Below are 16,901 nucleotides of genomic sequence, written 5' to 3'. Positions count from 1 at the left end.
GCAATGCAGCCTATTTCTCAAGCCTCCAATTCGACATCCCAGTAGAGCCAGTCGCGCCAGCTCTGGTGGAGATAGTTGGGCGGGAAGCTGCGGCCATTTTCCTGCAACTGCCAGCTGGTCGGGCGGATCGGCCTTTCCGCCAGCGTCATATGGGCCTGTTTCGGCGTGCGTCCGCCCTTGCGGAGGTTGCATGGCGCGCAGGCGGTGGACACATTCTCCCAGGTGGTGCGCCCGCCCTGCGCCCGCGGTATGACATGATCGAAGGTCAGATCATGGGGCGAGCCGCAATATTGGCATTGAAAGCGATCACGCAGGAACAGGTTGAAACGGGTGAAGGCGGGATATTCCGAAGGACGGACATATTGGCGCAGCGCAATCACCGAAGGGAGCTTGATCGTCTGGGTGGGGCTTCGCACCTCACGCTCATAATGATCGACGATATCGACCCGTTCGAGGAATACCGCCTTCACCGCCGTCTGCCATGGCCACAGGCTGAGCGGATAATAGCTGAGCGGCGTATAATCGGCGTTGAGCACCAGCGCCGGGCAACTGTCCGGATGTCGGATGAGATCGGGATGATACATGAACGACCAAGGCCTCCGCTTTGCGGAGCCCACGTCCAGCTTATCGACCGCCCGGTCCCGTCGCACTCGGAACGCGATGCCGAACCGGCCGCGTCTCCGTCGATCCCGCCCCTGCCCGAAGAGCGTGACGGGGCCATGACAGCATGGCCGCCGACTCGCGGTCAAGGCCCGTTTTGATGGACGGCATCGTTTCCCGCTTCGCCCCGAGCCCGACCGGCCGGCTGCATCTCGGCCATGCCTTCTCGGCGCTCAGCGCTTACGACCTCGCACGCGGCGCGGGCGGCCGATTCCTGCTGCGCATCGAAGATATCGATCCTGGCCGCGCCCGTCACGAACATATCATGGGAATCCTTGAGGATTTACGCTGGATCGGGCTCGATTGGGATGGCGAGCCCCTTCTCCAGTCGACGCGCCTCCCCGCTTATCACGAGGCATTGGATGCGCTTCACCGGCAGGGCCTTCTCTATCCCTGCTTCTGCACCCGCGCCGCGATTGCTGCCGAAATCGCCGCGAGCGCATCCGCTCCCCAGGGGCCGGACGGGCCGATCTATCCCGGCACCTGCCGCATGCTGCCGCAGGAGGAGCAGGAGCGGCGCATCGCGCAGGAACCTCATGCCTGGCGGATCGACATGGCCCGGGCCGTGGCGCGCGCCGGGCCGCTCCGCTGGCAGGACGCATTTGCCGGAACGGTCGATGCCGATCCGCAGGCGCATGGCGATGTAGTCCTCGCGCGCAAGGATGCGCCCACCTCCTACCATCTCGCCGTGACCATCGACGATGCGGCGCAGGGCGTGACCGACGTGGTGCGCGGGCGGGACCTGTTCGCGGCCACCCATGTGCATCGCCTGCTCCAGGCGCTGCTCGGCCTGTCCACCCCGCGCTACCATCATCATCCGCTGCTCACCGGCCCCGATGGTCGCCGCCTCGCCAAACGCGACGGCGCGCCGACGCTTGCCGCGCTGCGTGAAGCCGGGGTCGATCCGCAGCGGCTCGTCGCGGATATTCGCCGCGGGGTCCTTCCCATTGGCTTTGCATCCGCCAATGCCTAGATTGGAAGGATGCAGACCTTCCTCCTCGTCCTGATCATCCTCGCCGCCATCGCGGCGCTGGTTGCGCTGGTACGCGGCATCGTGATCTTCCTGAAGACGAGCGAGAAGGACCTGCTCGGCACCGGCCCCAATCTTTCCGGCCAGCGGCAGAACCGGATGATGTGGCGGCGCATCCAGTTTCAGGCGCTCGCGATCATTCTCGTGATCCTGTTCCTGCTGCTCGCCCGCTCCGGCTGAGCCCCTTGGTCAAGCTCAACAAGATCTACACCCGCACGGGTGACGCCGGCACGACGGGGCTGGTCGATGGATCGCGCGTCGCCAAATCCGATCCGCGCATCGCCGCGATCGGCGATGTCGACGAAGCCAATTCGGCGCTGGGCCTCGCGCTCCTCCATCTGCACGAGGGGCCCGAGCGCGAGATGGTCGTGCGAATCCAGAATGAGCTGTTCGATCTGGGCGCGGACCTCGCGACCCCCGGCGAGCAGTTCACGCCCTCCGAAATGGAGCTGCGCATCATAGCGAGTCAGGTCGAGCGGCTTGAGCATGACATCGACATTATGAACGAGGGGCTGAGCCCGCTCACCAGCTTCATCCTGCCCGGCGGCCATCCCGCCTCCGCCTATCTCCATCTCGCCCGCGCGATCGTGCGCCGCGCGGAGCGGACGATGGTCGCCGCATCGCAGGCGGTATCGCTCAATCCCCAGGCGCTGGCCTATGTGAACCGGCTGTCGGACCATCTGTTCGTCCTCGCCCGGCTGCTCAATGCGGGCGGCGCCGGCGACATACTCTGGAAGCCCGGCGCCACGCGCTGAGCGGCGCGGCCACGGACCCGATCGAATCGCCGGTGCAACCTTCTGCACGGACGGCGGTTTGACATGCTGCCGGGGGCTAGCGGGACAGGAACGAACATGGCTGCACGCGCGCTGCCGACGGCTGGGCACGATGGGCTCGAACAATCCTATCGCGCGACGCGGGGCTTGAGCGAAGCGCTGGTGGCGCCGCTTTCCGACGCCGACGCCACCGTCCAGCCGATGCCCGACGCATCGCCGGCCAAATGGCATCTCGCCCATACGAGCTGGTTCTTCGAAAGCTTCGTCCTGCGCGATCATGTGCCGGGCTATCGCGCCTATGACGCGCGCTTCGCCTATCTCTTCAACAGCTATTATGAGGCCGAAGGCGCCCGCCACGCGCGCGACCGGCGCGGGATGCTGACCCGGCCGGGGCTGGACGAGCTGCTCGCCTGGCGCGCTCATGTCGATTCGGCGCTGCTGGCCGCCCTGCCCGGCCTGGCGGAGCCGGCGCGCGATCTGGTGACGCTCGGCATCCACCATGAGCAGCAGCATCAGGAGCTGATCCTGACCGACATATTGGCGCTGTTCGCGGAAAATCCGCTGGCGCCCGCCGTCTGGGATCATCCCCGCGCGCAGCCCGCCCCCCTGCCCCCGCCGCTCGGCTGGATCAAAGGGCGGGAGGGTGTGGTGGAGATCGGCCATGACGGCCAGGGCTTCGGCTTCGATTGCGAAGGCCCGCGCCATGCCGTGCTGCTGCATCCCCATGCCCTGGCCGACCGGCTCGTCACCAATGCCGAATGGCGGATGTTCATGGAGGATGGCGGCTATCATCGGCCCGAATATTGGCTGTCCGACGGCTGGGCATGGCGGCAGCATGAGCGGATAGAGGCGCCGCTCTACTGGCGACAGGACGACGAAGGAGGTTGGCAGGGATTTGCGCTCGACGGGCTGCACCCGCTCCATCCCGCCGCCGCCGTCTCGCATATCAGCTTCTACGAAGCCGACGCCTATGCCCGCTGGGCCGGGGCGCGGCTGCCGACCGAAGCGGAATGGGAGAGCGCCGCCGCCGCGATCGATCCCGCATCGGGCAACCAGCTCGACAGGGCAGGCCCCGTCCGTCCGCGCGCGGCCCCGCCCGGCGCCGGGCTTCGCCAGATGTTCGGCGATGTGTGGCAATGGACCGGCAGCGCTTTCCTGCCCTATCCCGGCTTCCGGCCGGCGGAAGGCGCGGTCGGCGAATATAATGGCAAGTTCATGTCGGGCCAGTGCGTGCTGAGGGGTGCAAGCTGCGCCACGCCGCGCGGCCATTCGCGCGCATCCTACCGCAACTTCTTCCATCCCTGGCAGCGCTGGCAGTTCAGCGGGCTTCGTCTGGCGAAGGATCTGTGACGATGCTGCTCGATCTCGCCCGGCCGCCCCGCAGCGCCGACATCGCCTCCTTTCGGGATGATGTGCTCGCCGGCCTCGCCGCCCGGCCCCGCGCGATCCCCGCCCGCTGGCTCTATGATCGTGCGGGCTCGGAACTGTTCGAGGCGATCACCGAGCTTCCCGAATATTATCCGACACGTACCGAAACCGCGCTGCTCGCCGCTCATGGCAGGGAGATGGGCCGGATAACAGGCGCGGGACGGGCGGTGATCGAATTCGGCTCGGGCTCGTCTGCCAAGACGCCGCACCTGCTTTCGGCGGTGGCGCCGGCCGCCTATGTGCCGATCGATATTTCGGGCGAATTCCTGCGCGATTCCTCCGCCGTCCTAGCAGGGATCTTTCCGGATCTGCCGATCCTGCCGGTCGAGGCCGATTTCCTCCGCGCGATCCCGCTGCCCTGGGCGATCGCAAGGCTGCCCAAGCTCGGCTTCTTTCCCGGATCGACCATCGGCAATATGGCGCCGCGCGCCGCGGTGGACCTTTTGCGCGCCATGGCCGAAACGCTGGGACAAGGCGCGATGCTGCTGATCGGTATGGATCGGGTGAAGAGCGAGGAGATATTGATCCCGGCCTATGACGATGCCGCCGGCGTCACCGCCCGCTTCAACCTGAACCTGCTGCACCGGATCAATCGCGAGCTGGGCGGCGACATTCCCGTCGACGCCTTCCGCCATCGCGCCATCTGGAACGACGCCGAAGCACGGATCGAAATGCATCTGGAGGCGATGCGCGATATCGCCTTCGCCGTGTCCGGCCGACGCTTCGCCATGGCGGCGGGCGAGACGATCCACAGCGAGAACAGCCATAAATATGATCCGCGCAGCGCCCGCCTGCTCCTCTCCGCCGGCGGCTGGACGCCGCTTGCCGAATGGACCGATGCCCAGGGCCTGTTCGCGCTGATCCTCGCGGAAGCGCGCGTCGAGCCTGCCGCGCCTTGACATTGCGGCCTTCCGCGCCCGCCCCTATCACAAGCCCGAGAGGATGCTGGGGAGAGTGGCGATGAAGAGCGTGGGGGTGATCGGCGCGGGCCAGATGGGGGCGGGCATCGCCCAGGTGAGCGCGCAGGCGGGCTATCATGTCCTCCTCTCCGACGTCTCGATCGAGGTCGCCGCCAAGGGCAAGGACGGCATTGCCAGGGCGCTCGCCAAGCTCGTCGAGAAGGGCAAGCTCGAGCCGGATGCGCGTGAGCAGGCGCTCGCCCGCATCGAGCCGATCGGCGACGTCGCCGGCTTTGCGCCTGCCGAGCTGGTGATCGAGGCGGCGACCGAGCGAGAGGAGGTGAAGCGCGCGATCTTCGGCCAAGTAGGCAAAGTGCTGGCGGCGGATGCGGTTCTCGCCTCCAACACCTCCTCCATCCCCATCACCCGCCTGGCGCAGGCGGCCCCCGATCCGACCCGCTTCGTGGGGGTGCATTTCTTCAATCCGGTGCCGCTGATGGGGCTGATCGAGCTGATCCGCGGGCTCGCGACGTCCGACGCGACGGTGGCGATGGTGGAGGGATTTGCCCAGGCGCTGGGCAAGCAGGTGGTGCATGCCAATGACGCGCCGGGCTTCATCGTCAATCGCATCCTGACGCCGCTGATCAACGAGGCCTGCTTCGCGCTGGGCGAGGGCGTCGCCAATATAGGGGACATCGATGCCGGGATCCGGCTCGGACTCAACCATCCGATGGGGCCGCTCCAGCTTGCCGACTTCATCGGGCTCGACACGATGCTCAGCATCGTGCGCGTCCTGTTCGACACGACCGGCGATCCGAAGTTCCGGCCGGCGCCGCTGCTCGTGAAATATGTCGAGGCGGGTTGGCTCGGGCGGAAGACGGGGCGGGGATTTTATGATTATTCGGGCGACGAGCCGGTTCCGACGCGCTGAAAGTTCAGCATCGCGTTACGGCTTATGAAACCTTTCCGAGGCCAGTTTCGGCAAAGAAACGATTTATATTGCCGCTAGTGCCGGGCGCGCCCGCTTGATACGAGCGGTCCTTCAGCTTCTGCCAAGGTCGCTCATTCCATGTCCACATCCCCGGCCGCCAATATCGGCGGAATCCCCCGTTCGCTGTTCGTGTTCGCGACGCTTTACGGGGGTCTGGTGTGCATTGCGGGCGTGCTGGGGGTGAAGCTGGTGGCGCTGGGCCCCCTGGCGGTCGAGGCCGGGATCTTCGCCTTCCTGGTGCTGGTGGTGACGTCGAGTGCCACCGCCGAACTGCACGGACGCGACACGGCGAACCGGCTGGTGCTGTTCGGATTCGTGCCGCTGGTCGCCGCGATGATCCTGATCCGGCTGGTGATAGCATTGCCGCCCGCCCCCTTCTGGGCCGAAAAGCAGCCGATCTTCGAGGGGCTTCTCGGCCAGTCCGCGCGGATGATGCTGGCCGGCATGATCGCCTATGGCATTTCGCAGATATTGAATGTGACGATCTTCACCGCGATGAAACGCAGCGAGGGGCGGCTCTTATGGCTGCGCGCGCTGGTGGCGAGCATCATATCGCAGCTCGTCGACACCGGCCTGTTCATCACCATCGCCTTTTATGGCGTCGAACCGGTAATGCAGATACTGCCCGGCCAAGCCCTGTCGAAAGTCGTGCTGTCCGCCGTGATGGTGCCGCCGCTAATCTATCTGTTCGTCGCGCTGGGAAGGCGGCTCGACCGGGCAGGCTGAGGCTTTTCCCGCCAATCCGCGCGGGCTGATGCCGGAATATCGGCATTATCGCGCAAAAAATGCTGCAGGTTTGGTTTTGAGCATGCGCAGCGACAGGTTATGGCGCGGCGCATGACCGATCATGCCCCCGATCCCCGCCTGCTCGCCAAGGCCGAAACGCTCACCGAGGCGCTGCCCTATCTGCAGCGCTATGCGGGATCCACCTTCGTCGTGAAATATGGCGGCCATGCGATGGGCGATCCCGAGCTGGCGCGCGATTTCGCCGAGGATGTGGTGCTGCTGAAGGCGGTGGGCATCAACCCTGTGGTGGTGCATGGCGGCGGCCCGCAGATCGGCGCGATGCTGAAGACGATGGGGGTCGAAAGCCGCTTCGTCGATGGCCTGCGCGTGACCGACGCGGCGACGATGAAGGTAGCCGAGATGGTGCTGTGCGGCACGATCAACAAGGAGCTCGTCTCCTGGATCGGCCAGGCGGGCGGCCGGGCGGTGGGCATTTCGGGCAAGGACGGACGGCTCGTCACCGCCGCCAAGGTGCAGCGCGAAACCGATCTGGGCTTCGTCGGCGAGCCCGACGATATCGACACGCGCGTGCTGGACACGATTTCCAAGGCGGGCATGATCCCGGTGGTGGCGCCGATCGGCGTAGGGCCCGACGGCCAGAGCTATAATATCAATGCGGACACGATGGCGGGCGCGCTGGCGATCGCGACGGGCGCGGAACGGCTGTTCCTGCTGACCGACGTGGCGGGCGTGCTCGACAAGCAGAAGCGGCTGATGACGGACCTGACCCCGTCCGAGATCGACCGGCTGCGCGAGGACGGAACGATCAGCGGCGGCATGATCCCGAAGCTGGAAACCTGCGTTCATGCGGTGGAAGGCGGCGTCGACGCGGCGGTGATCCTGGACGGGCGGGTGCCGCATGCGATGCTGATCGAGATATTCACCAAGCAGGGCGCGGGCACGCTCGTGCGGCTGGGATAAATTCCTGTACCGCGCCCGGCGGGGCGAAGCCGGCCCAAGGACCGGAGAGAACCCCAGGGAAGCCCGCCATTGTTCCGCCCCCGCCATTTCGGCTAGGGCTGACGCCATCGTCGAGAAGGGAATTGCATGATCGCCCTGTTCCAGATCATCGACCTGCTGCTGCGGGTATTGTCGTGGATCATCATCATCCAGGCGGTGCTTTCCTGGCTGGTCGCATTCAACGTGATCAACGTCCACAATGATTTGGTCCGCCAGTTCCTCCAGGGACTCGACCGGATGACCGAGCCGCTCTACCGGCCGATCCGCCGCATCCTGCCCGATTTCGGATCGCTGGACCTCTCCCCGCTGGTCGTGCTGCTGCTGATCCAGATCGTGCGCAGCATCATCCTGCCCAATCTCATCGCCTCGCTCTACTGAGGCGGTCGATGCGCGCTGACATCATCGACGGCAAGGCCTTCGCCGCTTCGCTGAGGAGGCGGATCGCGGCGGCCGTGCCCGGCTTCGTCGCCAAGGCGGGCCGTGCGCCCGGGCTGGCCGTCGTGCTGGTGGGCGAGGATCCGGCGAGCGCCGTCTATGTACGCTCCAAGGGCAAGGCGACCCGCGAGGCGGGGATGGAGAGCATCGAGCATCGCCTGCCCGCCACGGCACGCCAGGAGGAGCTGCTCGACCTGATCGAGTCGCTCAATCGCGACGAGCATGTCGACGGCATACTCGTGCAACTGCCGCTGCCGCCGCATATGGACGAGGCGGCGGTGATCGCGGCGATCTCGCCCGCCAAGGATGTCGACGGATTCCATGTCGTCAATGCCGGACGGCTGGCGGTGGGGCAGCCGGGCTTCGTGCCCTGCACCCCGCTCGGCTGCATCATGCTGCTGAAGGACCGGCTGGGCGATCTTTCGGGGCTGGAGGCGGTGGTGATCGGCCGATCCAACATCGTCGGCAAGCCGATGGCGCAGCTCCTGCTCGCCGAGAATTGCACCGTGACCATCGCCCATTCGCGCACCCGCGACCTGGCCGGGGTGGTGCGCCGCGCGGATATCGTGGTGGCGGCGGTCGGCCGGCCGGAAATGGTGAAAGGCGACTGGCTGAAGCCGGGCGCCACCGTGATCGACGTCGGCATCAACCGGGTGGCGGGCGAAGCGGGCAAGAGCCGGCTGGTGGGCGATGTCGATTTCGCCGAAGCCGAAGCCGTGGCGGGCGCGATCACGCCCGTGCCGGGCGGCGTGGGACCGATGACGATTGCGGTGCTGTTACGCAACACGCTGGTGGCGGCGCATCGACGCAGCGGATTCGCGGCCCCGGCCGATCTGTGATCACATTATTCCTTTCCGCCTTCGTCACCCTGTTCGTGGTGATCGATCCGCCGGGCTGCGCGCCGATCTTCGCCAGCCTGACGCGCGGCGGATCGGCGGTGCACCGGCGCGCCATGGCGCTGCGCTCGGTGGGCGTGGCGACCGGCATATTGCTGATCTTCGCGCTGGCGGGCGAGGCGCTGCTGGGCGCGCTGGGCATCAGCCTGGACGCGTTCCGCACGGCGGGCGGCATCATGCTGTTCCTGATCGCGCTCGAGATGGTGTTCGAAAAGCGCACCCAGAAGCGCGAAGACCGGGCCGAGAAGATCAGCAAGCAGGCGAGCGAGGAACAGCGCGAGATAGAAGATATCTCCGTCTTCCCCATGGCGATCCCGATGATCGCGGGGCCGGGATCGATCGCGACCACCATGCTGCTCACCTCGCGCAGCAATGGCACGATGGAGACCGCGATCGTGCTGGCGGCGCTCGCCGCGGTGCTGATGCTGACAGCGATGGCGCTGCTCGCGGCCGGGCCGATCATGCGCGTGCTGGGGCAGAAGCTGGAGGCGATGATCACGCGCATATTGGGCGTGCTGCTGGCCGCACTGGCGGCGCAATTCGTGATCGACGGAATCAAGGCGAGCGTCGGGGTTTAAGACCTTCTCCTCAAGACCTTCTCCATCGTCCCAGCGCAGGCGGGGCCTTCGCAGGGGCGACGGGAAACGGTCAGTCGATCCGCTTCCAAAGCTTGAAGGGCGATTTTTCGGGGAGCGGCACGGCTTCCAGCCAGCCCGGCACCTGCCCGCGCTGAAGCTGCATGTAGAAACCGTCGCGATTCTGGCTGGCATAGAGCGTCGATTCGGACATGCCCGGGCAGAGCAGCAGCAGGGTTGCGCCATGGCGGCGCATCACCTCATGCGCGACCTCCGGCGATTTGGCGCGGAAGCTGTGCTGCACGTCGAGGATCGCCTGCTGGTTGCGATGATAGGGGCCGGCGATCGCGCTGTGATGCGTGACGGCGATCAGGCGCGGCCCGAAATCGACGAAGGTGAGGATCGTCGTCGCCGGCATGCGCGCGATCGGCCGGAGCGCGGGCAGGGTAGGGCAGCGGCGGTTGGCGAGATTGATCACCCTGCGCGACTTGCTCGCCGGCTGCGCGGGGATGGCGCGGACGACGAGATCCGCGACCGAGCCCGAAAGCGCCACGAACAAAGCGACGGCGGCGGCCAGGCGGATGGGAATCGAACGGCGCATCAGCCAGGGCAGGAGCAGCCAGCCGAGCGCGGTCGCGCCAGGCACGGCGAGGAGCTGGGCGGCGGGCGCCGCGCGCGTCTGCCACAGGAGCAGCGCGGCGGAGAGAGTGCAGAGCAGCGTGACCGCGGCCCAGGGCATCAGCCGATCGGTCGCGCGCGCGCGCCACAGCGCGACCAGGCTGCCGATCACGCCCGCCACGGGCAGCGCCACGATCTGCAATGTCAGGCGCCAGCCATGCTGGTAGACGGGCTTGGCCTCGCGGACATTGGCGAACCAGAGCCGTTCCAGCTCGGGCGTGAGCCGCTCCGGCCGGCCGAGACATTGCGGCCAGGCGAGCGCGAAGGCGAGGCCGAGCAGCGCGCCGGCGGCAAGCACGGCGGCGAGGCGGAGGCCGCGCGCCTCGATCCGGAACGAGGCCAGGAGGACGAGCAACGCGCCGCCGGCGAGCGTTGCGGACAAATAGACGGGCGACAGCGCATCGCAGACGAGCTGGCGATTGTCATAGGAAGCGAAGAGCGCGAAGCCGATCGCGCTGCCTGCGCCGAGCGCGATGCCATAGCCCCGCAGCCGATCCGCCTGGCCGCGATCGACCACCCACCATAAGGCCGTCATCGCGCCGCCGAGCGCGAGATAGGGCAAGAGCTCCAGCCCGATGGCGAGCGAGGCGGCGGTGGCGAGGCCCGCGGTGATGCCGCCGCGAAACGGCTTGGGATCGGCCAATCCGGCGACCATCAGAATCAAGGTCGCGAGCTGCCAGCCATGATGATCGATGCGCAGCGGCATCCACATGTTCATGGCATTCTGGCCGCAGAAGAGGATCGCAGCGGCGAGCAGGAAAGCCCAAGGTGCCACCAACCGGCGCACCGCCAGCCCCAGCGCGTAGAGCGCGGCGCCGAACACCATGACCGGCGCCGCCGCGACCGCCGCCTTCTGCGCGACGAGCCCTCCGAAAAAGGGCTTCACGATGAGCATCACCGCCGCGATCGGCAGATCGACCAAGCGCGACCAGTGGATATTGGCGCCGAGCGGCGGATCGAGCTTGTACTGACGCAGATCATACCAGCCCTGCCCGGCGATGAGCGCGCGGACCTGCGCCAGACGAACATTGTCGTCCGTATCGGGCAGCGCGAGCCATATTATGCCCGGCCAGCGCTGGACGAGCATCCAGATGGCGGCCGCCACCCAGCAGAGAAGGAGCCAGCGCCGCCAATGTGTCGCCTGGCGATCGTCGAACAGCCTTTTCACCCACGCTATTCCCATAAGCCCGCCCGCGCTTTAGGGCGTGCGCCGCAAAGGGCAAGCGGAAGGCTGGACGGATGGCGGACATGATCGGCGGCGGCAACGCCGCACGGCGCGAGATGCTGGCCCAATTCATCCGCTATGGGCTGACGGGCGGCTTCGTCACGGGCGTCTATGCGTTGGTTTATGCCGCGATGGTGCAGGCGCTGCATGTGGCGCCGCTGATCGCCAATGTGGCGGGCTATGCGGTGGCCGTTGTGCTGGGCTATGTGCTGCACAGTCGATGGAGCTTCCGGGGGCATGGCCGGCGCGACAATGTCGCGCGGACGGGCGGGAAATTCGTGGCGGTATCGTTGCTGAGCTTCGGGCTGAACAGCCTGTGGGTGTGGCTGATCACGGGACTGCTGCATCTGCCGCCGCTGCTGCCGCTGATCCCGATCGCGACGGTGACGCCGGTGATCGTCTTTTGGCTGAACCGTGTCTGGGTTTTCGATTGAAGAGACTATGGAAGAGGCGTCGCTCACTTTATCCCTGATCGTGCCGGTGAAGAATGAGGAGGCCGCGATCGGCCCCTTCGTCTCGCGCGTTTCGGCCGTGCTCGATGCGCTGCGCGCGCCGGATGGCGGCGGCGAGAGCTGGGAGATATTGTTCATCGACGATGGCAGCCAAGATGCAACGCTCGCCGCCATCTGCGCCGCCAATGCGCGCGATGCCCGCGTGCGCGGCCTTTCCCTCTCGCGCAATTTCGGCAAGGAGGCAGCACTTTCGGCGGGCCTCGACCATGTACGCGGCCGCACCGTCGTGCCGATCGACGTGGACCTGCAGGACCCGCCCGAGGTGATCGGCGACATGCTCGCCAAATGGCGCGAAGGATATGAGGTGGTCTATGGCGTCCGGCGCAACCGGATGACCGACAGCCTGCCCAAAAGGCTGACCGCCGACCTTTACTATCGCGCGCACAACTGGCTTTCGATGGACAAGATTCCCGAACATGCCGGGGATTTCCGCCTGCTCGACCGCAAGGTGGTGGACGTCATCAGGAAGATGCCCGAGCGCAACCGCTTCATGAAGGGGTTGTTCGCCTGGTCCGGCTTCCGCCAGACGGCGGTGGAATATGATCGCGCCGAACGCATGGTGGGCGAAACCAAGTTCAATTACTGGAAGCTCTGGACGCTCGCCATCGACGGGATCACATCCGCCTCCACCGTGCCGCTCAGGGTATGGAGCTATCTGGGCGCGGTGATCGCGATCATAGCACTGGGCTATGCCGGCTTCCTCGCGATCCGCACCATCGTGAGCGGCATCGACGTGCCGGGCTATGCCTCGATCATGGTGGCGACCCTGTTCCTCGGCGGGGTGCAGTTGCTGTCGCTCGGCATACTCGGCGAATATGTCGGAAGAATATTGGTCGAGACGAAACACAGACCCATCTATGTAGTGCGTGAGCGCATCGGCATGGGCGATGCGCATTCGGAGAGGCAATGAATGGACCGCGCCGTTTACGACCGGATGGCCGAGATCGATCGGGATCATTGGTGGTTCGTCGGCCGGCGCAGGATTGTGACGGAGCTGCTGCGCAAGCATCGTCCGGCGGAACGGCCGCTCAAGATATTGGAAGTAGGCTGCGGCACCGGATCGAACATCGCCATGCTGCAGCAATTCGGGCAGGTGGATGCGATCGAGCCGGACGACCATGCGCGCGCCTTCGCCGCGCAGCGCACGGGCCTCGCCATCAAGGGTGGCTATCTGCCCGACGGCGTGGCGCTGGAGGACGGATATTACGACCTGATCGTGCTGTTCGACGTGCTGGAACATATTCCGGCGGACCGCGAGGCGCTGGTCGCGCTCAAGGCCAAGCTGGCACCGGGCGGGCGGATCATCGTCACCGTGCCTGCCGCCCCCTGGCTGTGGAGCGCGCATGACGTGGCGCATCATCATCAGCGGCGCTACACCGAACGCACGCTGACCGACGTCTTTGCAAACGCCGGTTTCCGGATCAGCCATCGGAGCCATTTCAACAGCCTGCTCTTCCCGCTGATCGTGGCGGTGCGCGGGATCGGCAAGCTCACCGGGCGCGAAGGCGGCGACGATGCGACCCCGCCCGCGCCGGTCAATGCACTGCTCGCGCGGCTGTTCGGCGCAGAACGGCATATGGTGACGCGCGCCTACCTGCCCTTCGGCATATCGCTGGCGGCAGTCGCGGTGCCGGTGGAAGAGCCGCGCGCGGCCTGAACCGGCGGAGGCCGACGTTCAGCCTGTCTCCCGTTCGACATTGACCGCGACCGGCCCGGACCAGGGCCGTGCCGGCGCCTTCTCGCGCGGCGGATCGACCCTGTAGAGCAACCCGCGCGCGCCGCCGTTCCAGATCGGCGTGAGGCCGGGGAAGGCGCGCCATTTGCTGCGCGGCATATCGATCAGCCAGACATAGTCGAAGGCGCCCGGCGGCAGGGTGTAGAGCCCTTCGGGATAACGTTTGGCGCCGCGCTGGCGGCAGCGGCCGGGGCGCAATATCTGCGTCGGATCCTCGGCATAGCCCTTGGCGGGCGCATATTTGATCGTGATGAGCTGCGCGCCGGCCGCGGTCCACTGGCCGTTCACAAAGCCCCGGCGGCGCACGATCACCATCGCGCCGAGATGCTCCATCCGCGACGAATCCCACAGGCCAAGGCAGCGCAGCTCGACCATCGCGAATACGCGCGCGCCTTCCTTCATATGATCGATCGCGCGCAGCTGATCAGTATGGAGCCGATCGATCTCGGCATAATGGATCGTCGAGACGGTAAGCCGCGCGGCGAAGAAGGCGATGCCCAGGACCGCGACGATCTGCGCCACCAACCGGGACGGCGTGCGCAGCGACAGGCCGATCACCGCCACCATCACGACATAAGGGGCAAGGCGCATATCGGCATAGGCCGATCCGATCAGCACGCGCGGCAGCAGCAGATAGGCGATACCAAGCAGCAGCGCGGCGATGCCGAGCGTGCGGTTCATCAGCAAGCCGAGCCGGGTGAGGCCGAGCGCGATCAGCGCCCAGAGCAGGCTGATCGAAGCGATATCGAACCAGCGCACATGATTGCGCAGCGCCGAGAGCATGTAGACATATTTGGCGCGCCAGTAGAACCAGTCAGCGTTGCCGCCCTTGGCATCGCCGCTGCGCCACAGGGCCATCAGCAACAAAGGCGGCGCGAGCGGCAGACAGGCCCAGCCGCCATACCAGATGCTGGCGATGAAGCCCCGGCCCCGATCGCGGAAACGCACCACTTCCGACGCGAAGGCGAGCAGGCAGAGCACCGCCCAGCCGAAGACATGGGCGATATAGAGGATGATGCCGATCGCGACGAATAGCCCCGCCCGGAGCCGGAGCCGCCCCGTGCGGCCGAGCCGCAGCCACAGCGCCCAGGCATTGAAGGCCAGCGCCATGGACAGCAGGAAATTCACGAAGCCCCACTGGAAGGTGTAGCTATAGGCCAGCGGCAAGGCGAAGAAGGCGACGGGCGGCACACGGCCATGCACCTCGCGCGCGATCAGCAGCATGCCCGATACGGTGAGCATCGGGATCGCCATCACGATCAGCTTCACGCCGAGCTCGAGCCCGAAGATCTTGGCCATCGGCAGGATCAGCAGATCGACGCCGAGATTGGCGATCAGCGCCCAGCGGAAATCATAATAGAGGTTGCGAAGCTGCGAATCCGGATCGGATATCTCGACCCGATAGCGGCCCATATGGCCCATCAGATCGGTGACGGGCGCGATATCGGGGCGAAGGAGCGGAATCGCCGCCGCCAGCACCAGAAGGGCGAGGAAGATACGGCTGTTCCACCAGCCGGACGGCGTTTCCACCGGGGGGAGATTTGGTCGGAACATCCGAGCCCCCTTATGGCGCGCCGGGCATCCGCGACAAGCGGATTGATGAAGGCGATCGCGATGCTGCGTCGATAGCGGGGGCTCGGCCGTTCGGACAGTGGGTTGGACGGCATCTGTTCATTGTCGCGGGCGCGGGCTTCCTCTACCGCGCGGGTGATGACCGGAATGAAGGATGATCGGCTGAAGCGCTGGTGGGCGCTGGCGGCGCTGCTGCTGATCGCAGGCGGCATGGCGTTTCGCATCTGGAAGGTGACCGTGACGCCGCTATGGCTGGACGAGGCCTATAGCGCCTATGCGGCGGGCAAGGGCTTCGCCTTTCTGTGGCAGGTGGTGCCGCGTTACGAGACGCATCCGCCCTTTTATTATTCGCTCGTCCGGCTGTGGACGCTGATCTTCGGCGACGGGCTGGTGGCGCTCCGTTCATTCGGCTTCGCCAGCGCGCTGGCAACGATGCCGGTGGCCGCGCTCGCCGCGCGCGAGCTGGCGCGGATCATCGGCCTCGGCCGGCAGCGGACGGCGGCGATGATGCTGGCCGCGCTCGCCTTCGCCGCCTTCGCGCCGCTCACCGTGCAGATGGGGCGCGAGGTGCGCCCCTACCCGCTGATGATCCTGGTCTATGCGACTGCCATCTGGGCGCTTCTGCGCGTCCTGCGCCATGCCGGCACGGACGGGCGGATCGCGCGGGGGCCGTTCGCTTTCTATCTCGTCGCGCTCGCGCTGATGATGTGGCTCCACAATCTGGGGCTGCTCTATGCGGCGGCACTGGGGCTCGCTGCGCTATTGGCAGTGGCGCGGAAGGAGACGCGCGCGCGCGAATGGATGATCTTCCTCGGCGGGCATGTGCTGGTGGCGCTCGCCTGGCTGCCGGCGCTCATGATCCTGGTCGATCAGGCGCCGACCTGGGTGAAATCGACCTGGCTCACCTTCCGCTGGTGGCCGCTGCCCTGGCGGCTGCTGATGCTCTATGCCGGGCCAGGCGTGCTGCTGGGAATCGCGGCGGGGCTGCTCGCGGCGATGGGGACGAGGGTACTGGCGCGAACAGGCGAGCGGCGGCGGGCGCTCATCATGCTGTTGCTGACGGGGCTGCTGCCGGTGGCGCTGTCTGTCGGGATTTCAGCGCTGCTGGCGCCCGTCTTCATCATGCGGACGATGACGCCCGTTGCGATTCCGGCCGCATTGCTGATCGCGACGGGAGCCGCGACGCAGTCGGGCTGGCGGCGTTGGCTGGCGGCGATCGCCTTCGCGCTGATGCTGGGACAGATGATCGCGATCGACATCAGGGCGCGATCGGGCGGGCCACCGCAAAATTGGTATGGCGCAGTGCGCTGGCTGGCGGCGCGCTTCCGGCCGGGCGACATGGTCTATGCCTATCCCAATGAGGGAGCGCTGCCGTTCGACTATGCGGTGCGCGACATGAAGCTCGACATGCCGAGCCGGTCGATCCCGACGCCCGTGCCCTCGATCGGGGTGGGAGGATGGTATCCGACGGGGAGCCGGGGGGTCGTCTCGCTGCCGCGCGACCGGCTGCGCGCGATCGCGCGGGAAAGGGGCACGCAGGCCGTGCCGACCATCTGGCTGCTGCGGCTCGGCCCCTGGGCCTATGATAAGGGAGACATGTTCCTCGACGAGCTCAGCGTCGGGCGCGAGCAGGTAGGCAGTTTCAGGAGCGGGCCGATCGATATCATCGGGCTGCGCAAGGCGGACTTGCCTTCACCCTCCCGCCGCTGACACAGGCGGTTTTCCCTCTCCCCTGAGGGGAGAGGG

At 66.6% G+C, this 16,901-nt stretch carries 18 protein-coding genes; 15 read left to right on the top strand and 3 right to left on the bottom strand.

Features of this window, described 5'->3' with window-relative positions; translation table 11 throughout:
- Positions 1 to 17: 17 nt before the first annotated feature.
- Complete coding sequence (locus CLG96_RS05150; RefSeq protein WP_107966702.1) at positions 18 to 584, bottom strand: HNH endonuclease; 567 nt, start codon at positions 582 to 584, stop codon at positions 18 to 20.
- A 176-nt stretch (positions 585 to 760) separates the two neighbouring features.
- On the opposite strand from CLG96_RS05150, the gene gluQRS reads away from it, so the two are divergent.
- The 11 genes from gluQRS to CLG96_RS05095 all read left to right on the top strand — a co-directional run bounded on the left by gluQRS (position 761) and on the right by CLG96_RS05095 (position 9,436).
- Positions 761 to 1,633, top strand: coding sequence for a tRNA glutamyl-Q(34) synthetase GluQRS (gluQRS, locus tag CLG96_RS05145; RefSeq protein ID WP_107966701.1), 873 nt, complete (start codon positions 761 to 763; stop codon positions 1,631 to 1,633).
- A gap of 9 nt (positions 1,634 to 1,642) precedes the next feature.
- Entirely contained in the window at positions 1,643 to 1,870 is a 228-nt protein-coding gene (locus CLG96_RS05140; RefSeq protein WP_107966700.1) for an HIG1 domain-containing protein, read from the top strand.
- Positions 1,871 to 1,875: 5 nt separating this feature from the next.
- Positions 1,876 to 2,445: a cob(I)yrinic acid a,c-diamide adenosyltransferase gene (locus CLG96_RS05135; RefSeq protein WP_107966699.1), complete on the top strand. Its 570-nt coding sequence runs from the start codon at positions 1,876 to 1,878 to the stop codon at positions 2,443 to 2,445.
- Between the two features lie 96 nt (positions 2,446 to 2,541).
- Positions 2,542 to 3,813 carry an ergothioneine biosynthesis protein EgtB gene (gene egtB / locus CLG96_RS05130; protein WP_107966698.1) on the top strand — a complete coding sequence of 424 codons (1,272 nt, stop codon included), beginning with the start codon at positions 2,542 to 2,544 and terminating at the stop codon, positions 3,811 to 3,813.
- A 2-nt stretch (positions 3,814 to 3,815) separates the two neighbouring features.
- Entirely contained in the window at positions 3,816 to 4,790 is a 975-nt protein-coding gene (gene egtD, locus CLG96_RS05125; protein ID WP_107966697.1) for an L-histidine N(alpha)-methyltransferase, read from the top strand.
- Between the two features lie 61 nt (positions 4,791 to 4,851).
- The gene (locus tag CLG96_RS05120) at positions 4,852 to 5,721 is read left to right on the top strand and encodes a 3-hydroxybutyryl-CoA dehydrogenase (RefSeq protein ID WP_107966696.1); all 870 of its coding nucleotides are present in this window, start codon (positions 4,852 to 4,854) and stop codon (positions 5,719 to 5,721) included.
- 138 nt (positions 5,722 to 5,859) lie between these two features.
- Positions 5,860 to 6,507, top strand: a complete 648-nt coding sequence (locus CLG96_RS05115) for a queuosine precursor transporter (protein WP_107966695.1) — start codon at positions 5,860 to 5,862, stop codon at positions 6,505 to 6,507.
- A 111-nt stretch (positions 6,508 to 6,618) separates the two neighbouring features.
- The gene (argB, locus tag CLG96_RS05110; protein WP_107966861.1) at positions 6,619 to 7,488 is read left to right on the top strand and encodes an acetylglutamate kinase; all 870 of its coding nucleotides are present in this window, start codon (positions 6,619 to 6,621) and stop codon (positions 7,486 to 7,488) included.
- A 126-nt stretch (positions 7,489 to 7,614) separates the two neighbouring features.
- A complete protein-coding gene (locus tag CLG96_RS05105) occupies positions 7,615 to 7,905 on the top strand; it encodes a YggT family protein (protein ID WP_107966694.1) in 291 nt (96 codons plus the stop codon).
- A gap of 8 nt (positions 7,906 to 7,913) precedes the next feature.
- Complete coding sequence (gene folD / locus CLG96_RS05100) at positions 7,914 to 8,801, top strand: bifunctional methylenetetrahydrofolate dehydrogenase/methenyltetrahydrofolate cyclohydrolase FolD (RefSeq protein WP_107966693.1); 888 nt, start codon at positions 7,914 to 7,916, stop codon at positions 8,799 to 8,801.
- Positions 8,798 to 9,436, top strand: coding sequence for a MarC family protein (locus tag CLG96_RS05095; RefSeq protein WP_107966692.1), 639 nt, complete (start codon positions 8,798 to 8,800; stop codon positions 9,434 to 9,436). Before folD ends, CLG96_RS05095 begins: the two co-directional genes overlap by 4 nt.
- Before the next feature lie 70 nt (positions 9,437 to 9,506).
- Here CLG96_RS05095 and CLG96_RS05090 read toward each other — a convergent pair whose 3' ends face one another.
- Entirely contained in the window at positions 9,507 to 11,279 is a 1,773-nt protein-coding gene (locus CLG96_RS05090; RefSeq protein ID WP_243395615.1) for an AcrB/AcrD/AcrF family protein, read from the bottom strand.
- Between the two features lie 71 nt (positions 11,280 to 11,350).
- Here CLG96_RS05090 and CLG96_RS05085 point away from each other — a divergent pair, with 71 nt between their 5' ends.
- The 3 genes from CLG96_RS05085 to CLG96_RS05075 are packed head-to-tail and all read left to right on the top strand — an operon-like array spanning position 11,351 to position 13,505.
- On the top strand, positions 11,351 to 11,770 hold the full coding sequence (locus CLG96_RS05085) for a GtrA family protein (RefSeq protein ID WP_243395614.1): 420 nt from the start codon (positions 11,351 to 11,353) through the stop codon (positions 11,768 to 11,770).
- 7 nt (positions 11,771 to 11,777) lie between these two features.
- The gene (locus CLG96_RS05080; RefSeq protein ID WP_107966689.1) at positions 11,778 to 12,758 is read left to right on the top strand and encodes a glycosyltransferase family 2 protein; all 981 of its coding nucleotides are present in this window, start codon (positions 11,778 to 11,780) and stop codon (positions 12,756 to 12,758) included.
- Entirely contained in the window at positions 12,759 to 13,505 is a 747-nt protein-coding gene (locus tag CLG96_RS05075; RefSeq protein WP_107966688.1) for a class I SAM-dependent methyltransferase, read from the top strand.
- Positions 13,506 to 13,523: 18 nt separating this feature from the next.
- On the opposite strand, the gene CLG96_RS05070 is transcribed toward CLG96_RS05075, so the two are convergent.
- On the bottom strand, positions 13,524 to 15,137 hold the full coding sequence (locus CLG96_RS05070) for a hypothetical protein (RefSeq protein ID WP_207796562.1): 1,614 nt from the start codon (positions 15,135 to 15,137) through the stop codon (positions 13,524 to 13,526).
- A 156-nt stretch (positions 15,138 to 15,293) separates the two neighbouring features.
- Between CLG96_RS05070 and CLG96_RS05065 the strand changes: the two genes are divergently transcribed.
- The gene (locus CLG96_RS05065; protein WP_107966687.1) at positions 15,294 to 16,865 is read left to right on the top strand and encodes a glycosyltransferase family 39 protein; all 1,572 of its coding nucleotides are present in this window, start codon (positions 15,294 to 15,296) and stop codon (positions 16,863 to 16,865) included.
- Positions 16,866 to 16,901 lie beyond the last annotated feature (36 nt).

The sequence above is a fragment of the Sphingomonas oleivorans genome, assembly GCF_003050615.1.
GTDB lineage: Bacteria > Pseudomonadota > Alphaproteobacteria > Sphingomonadales > Sphingomonadaceae > Sphingomonas_H > Sphingomonas_H oleivorans.
Note: the sequence above shows the minus strand (reverse complement) of the source record. Positions and strands in the feature narration are given on the sequence as shown.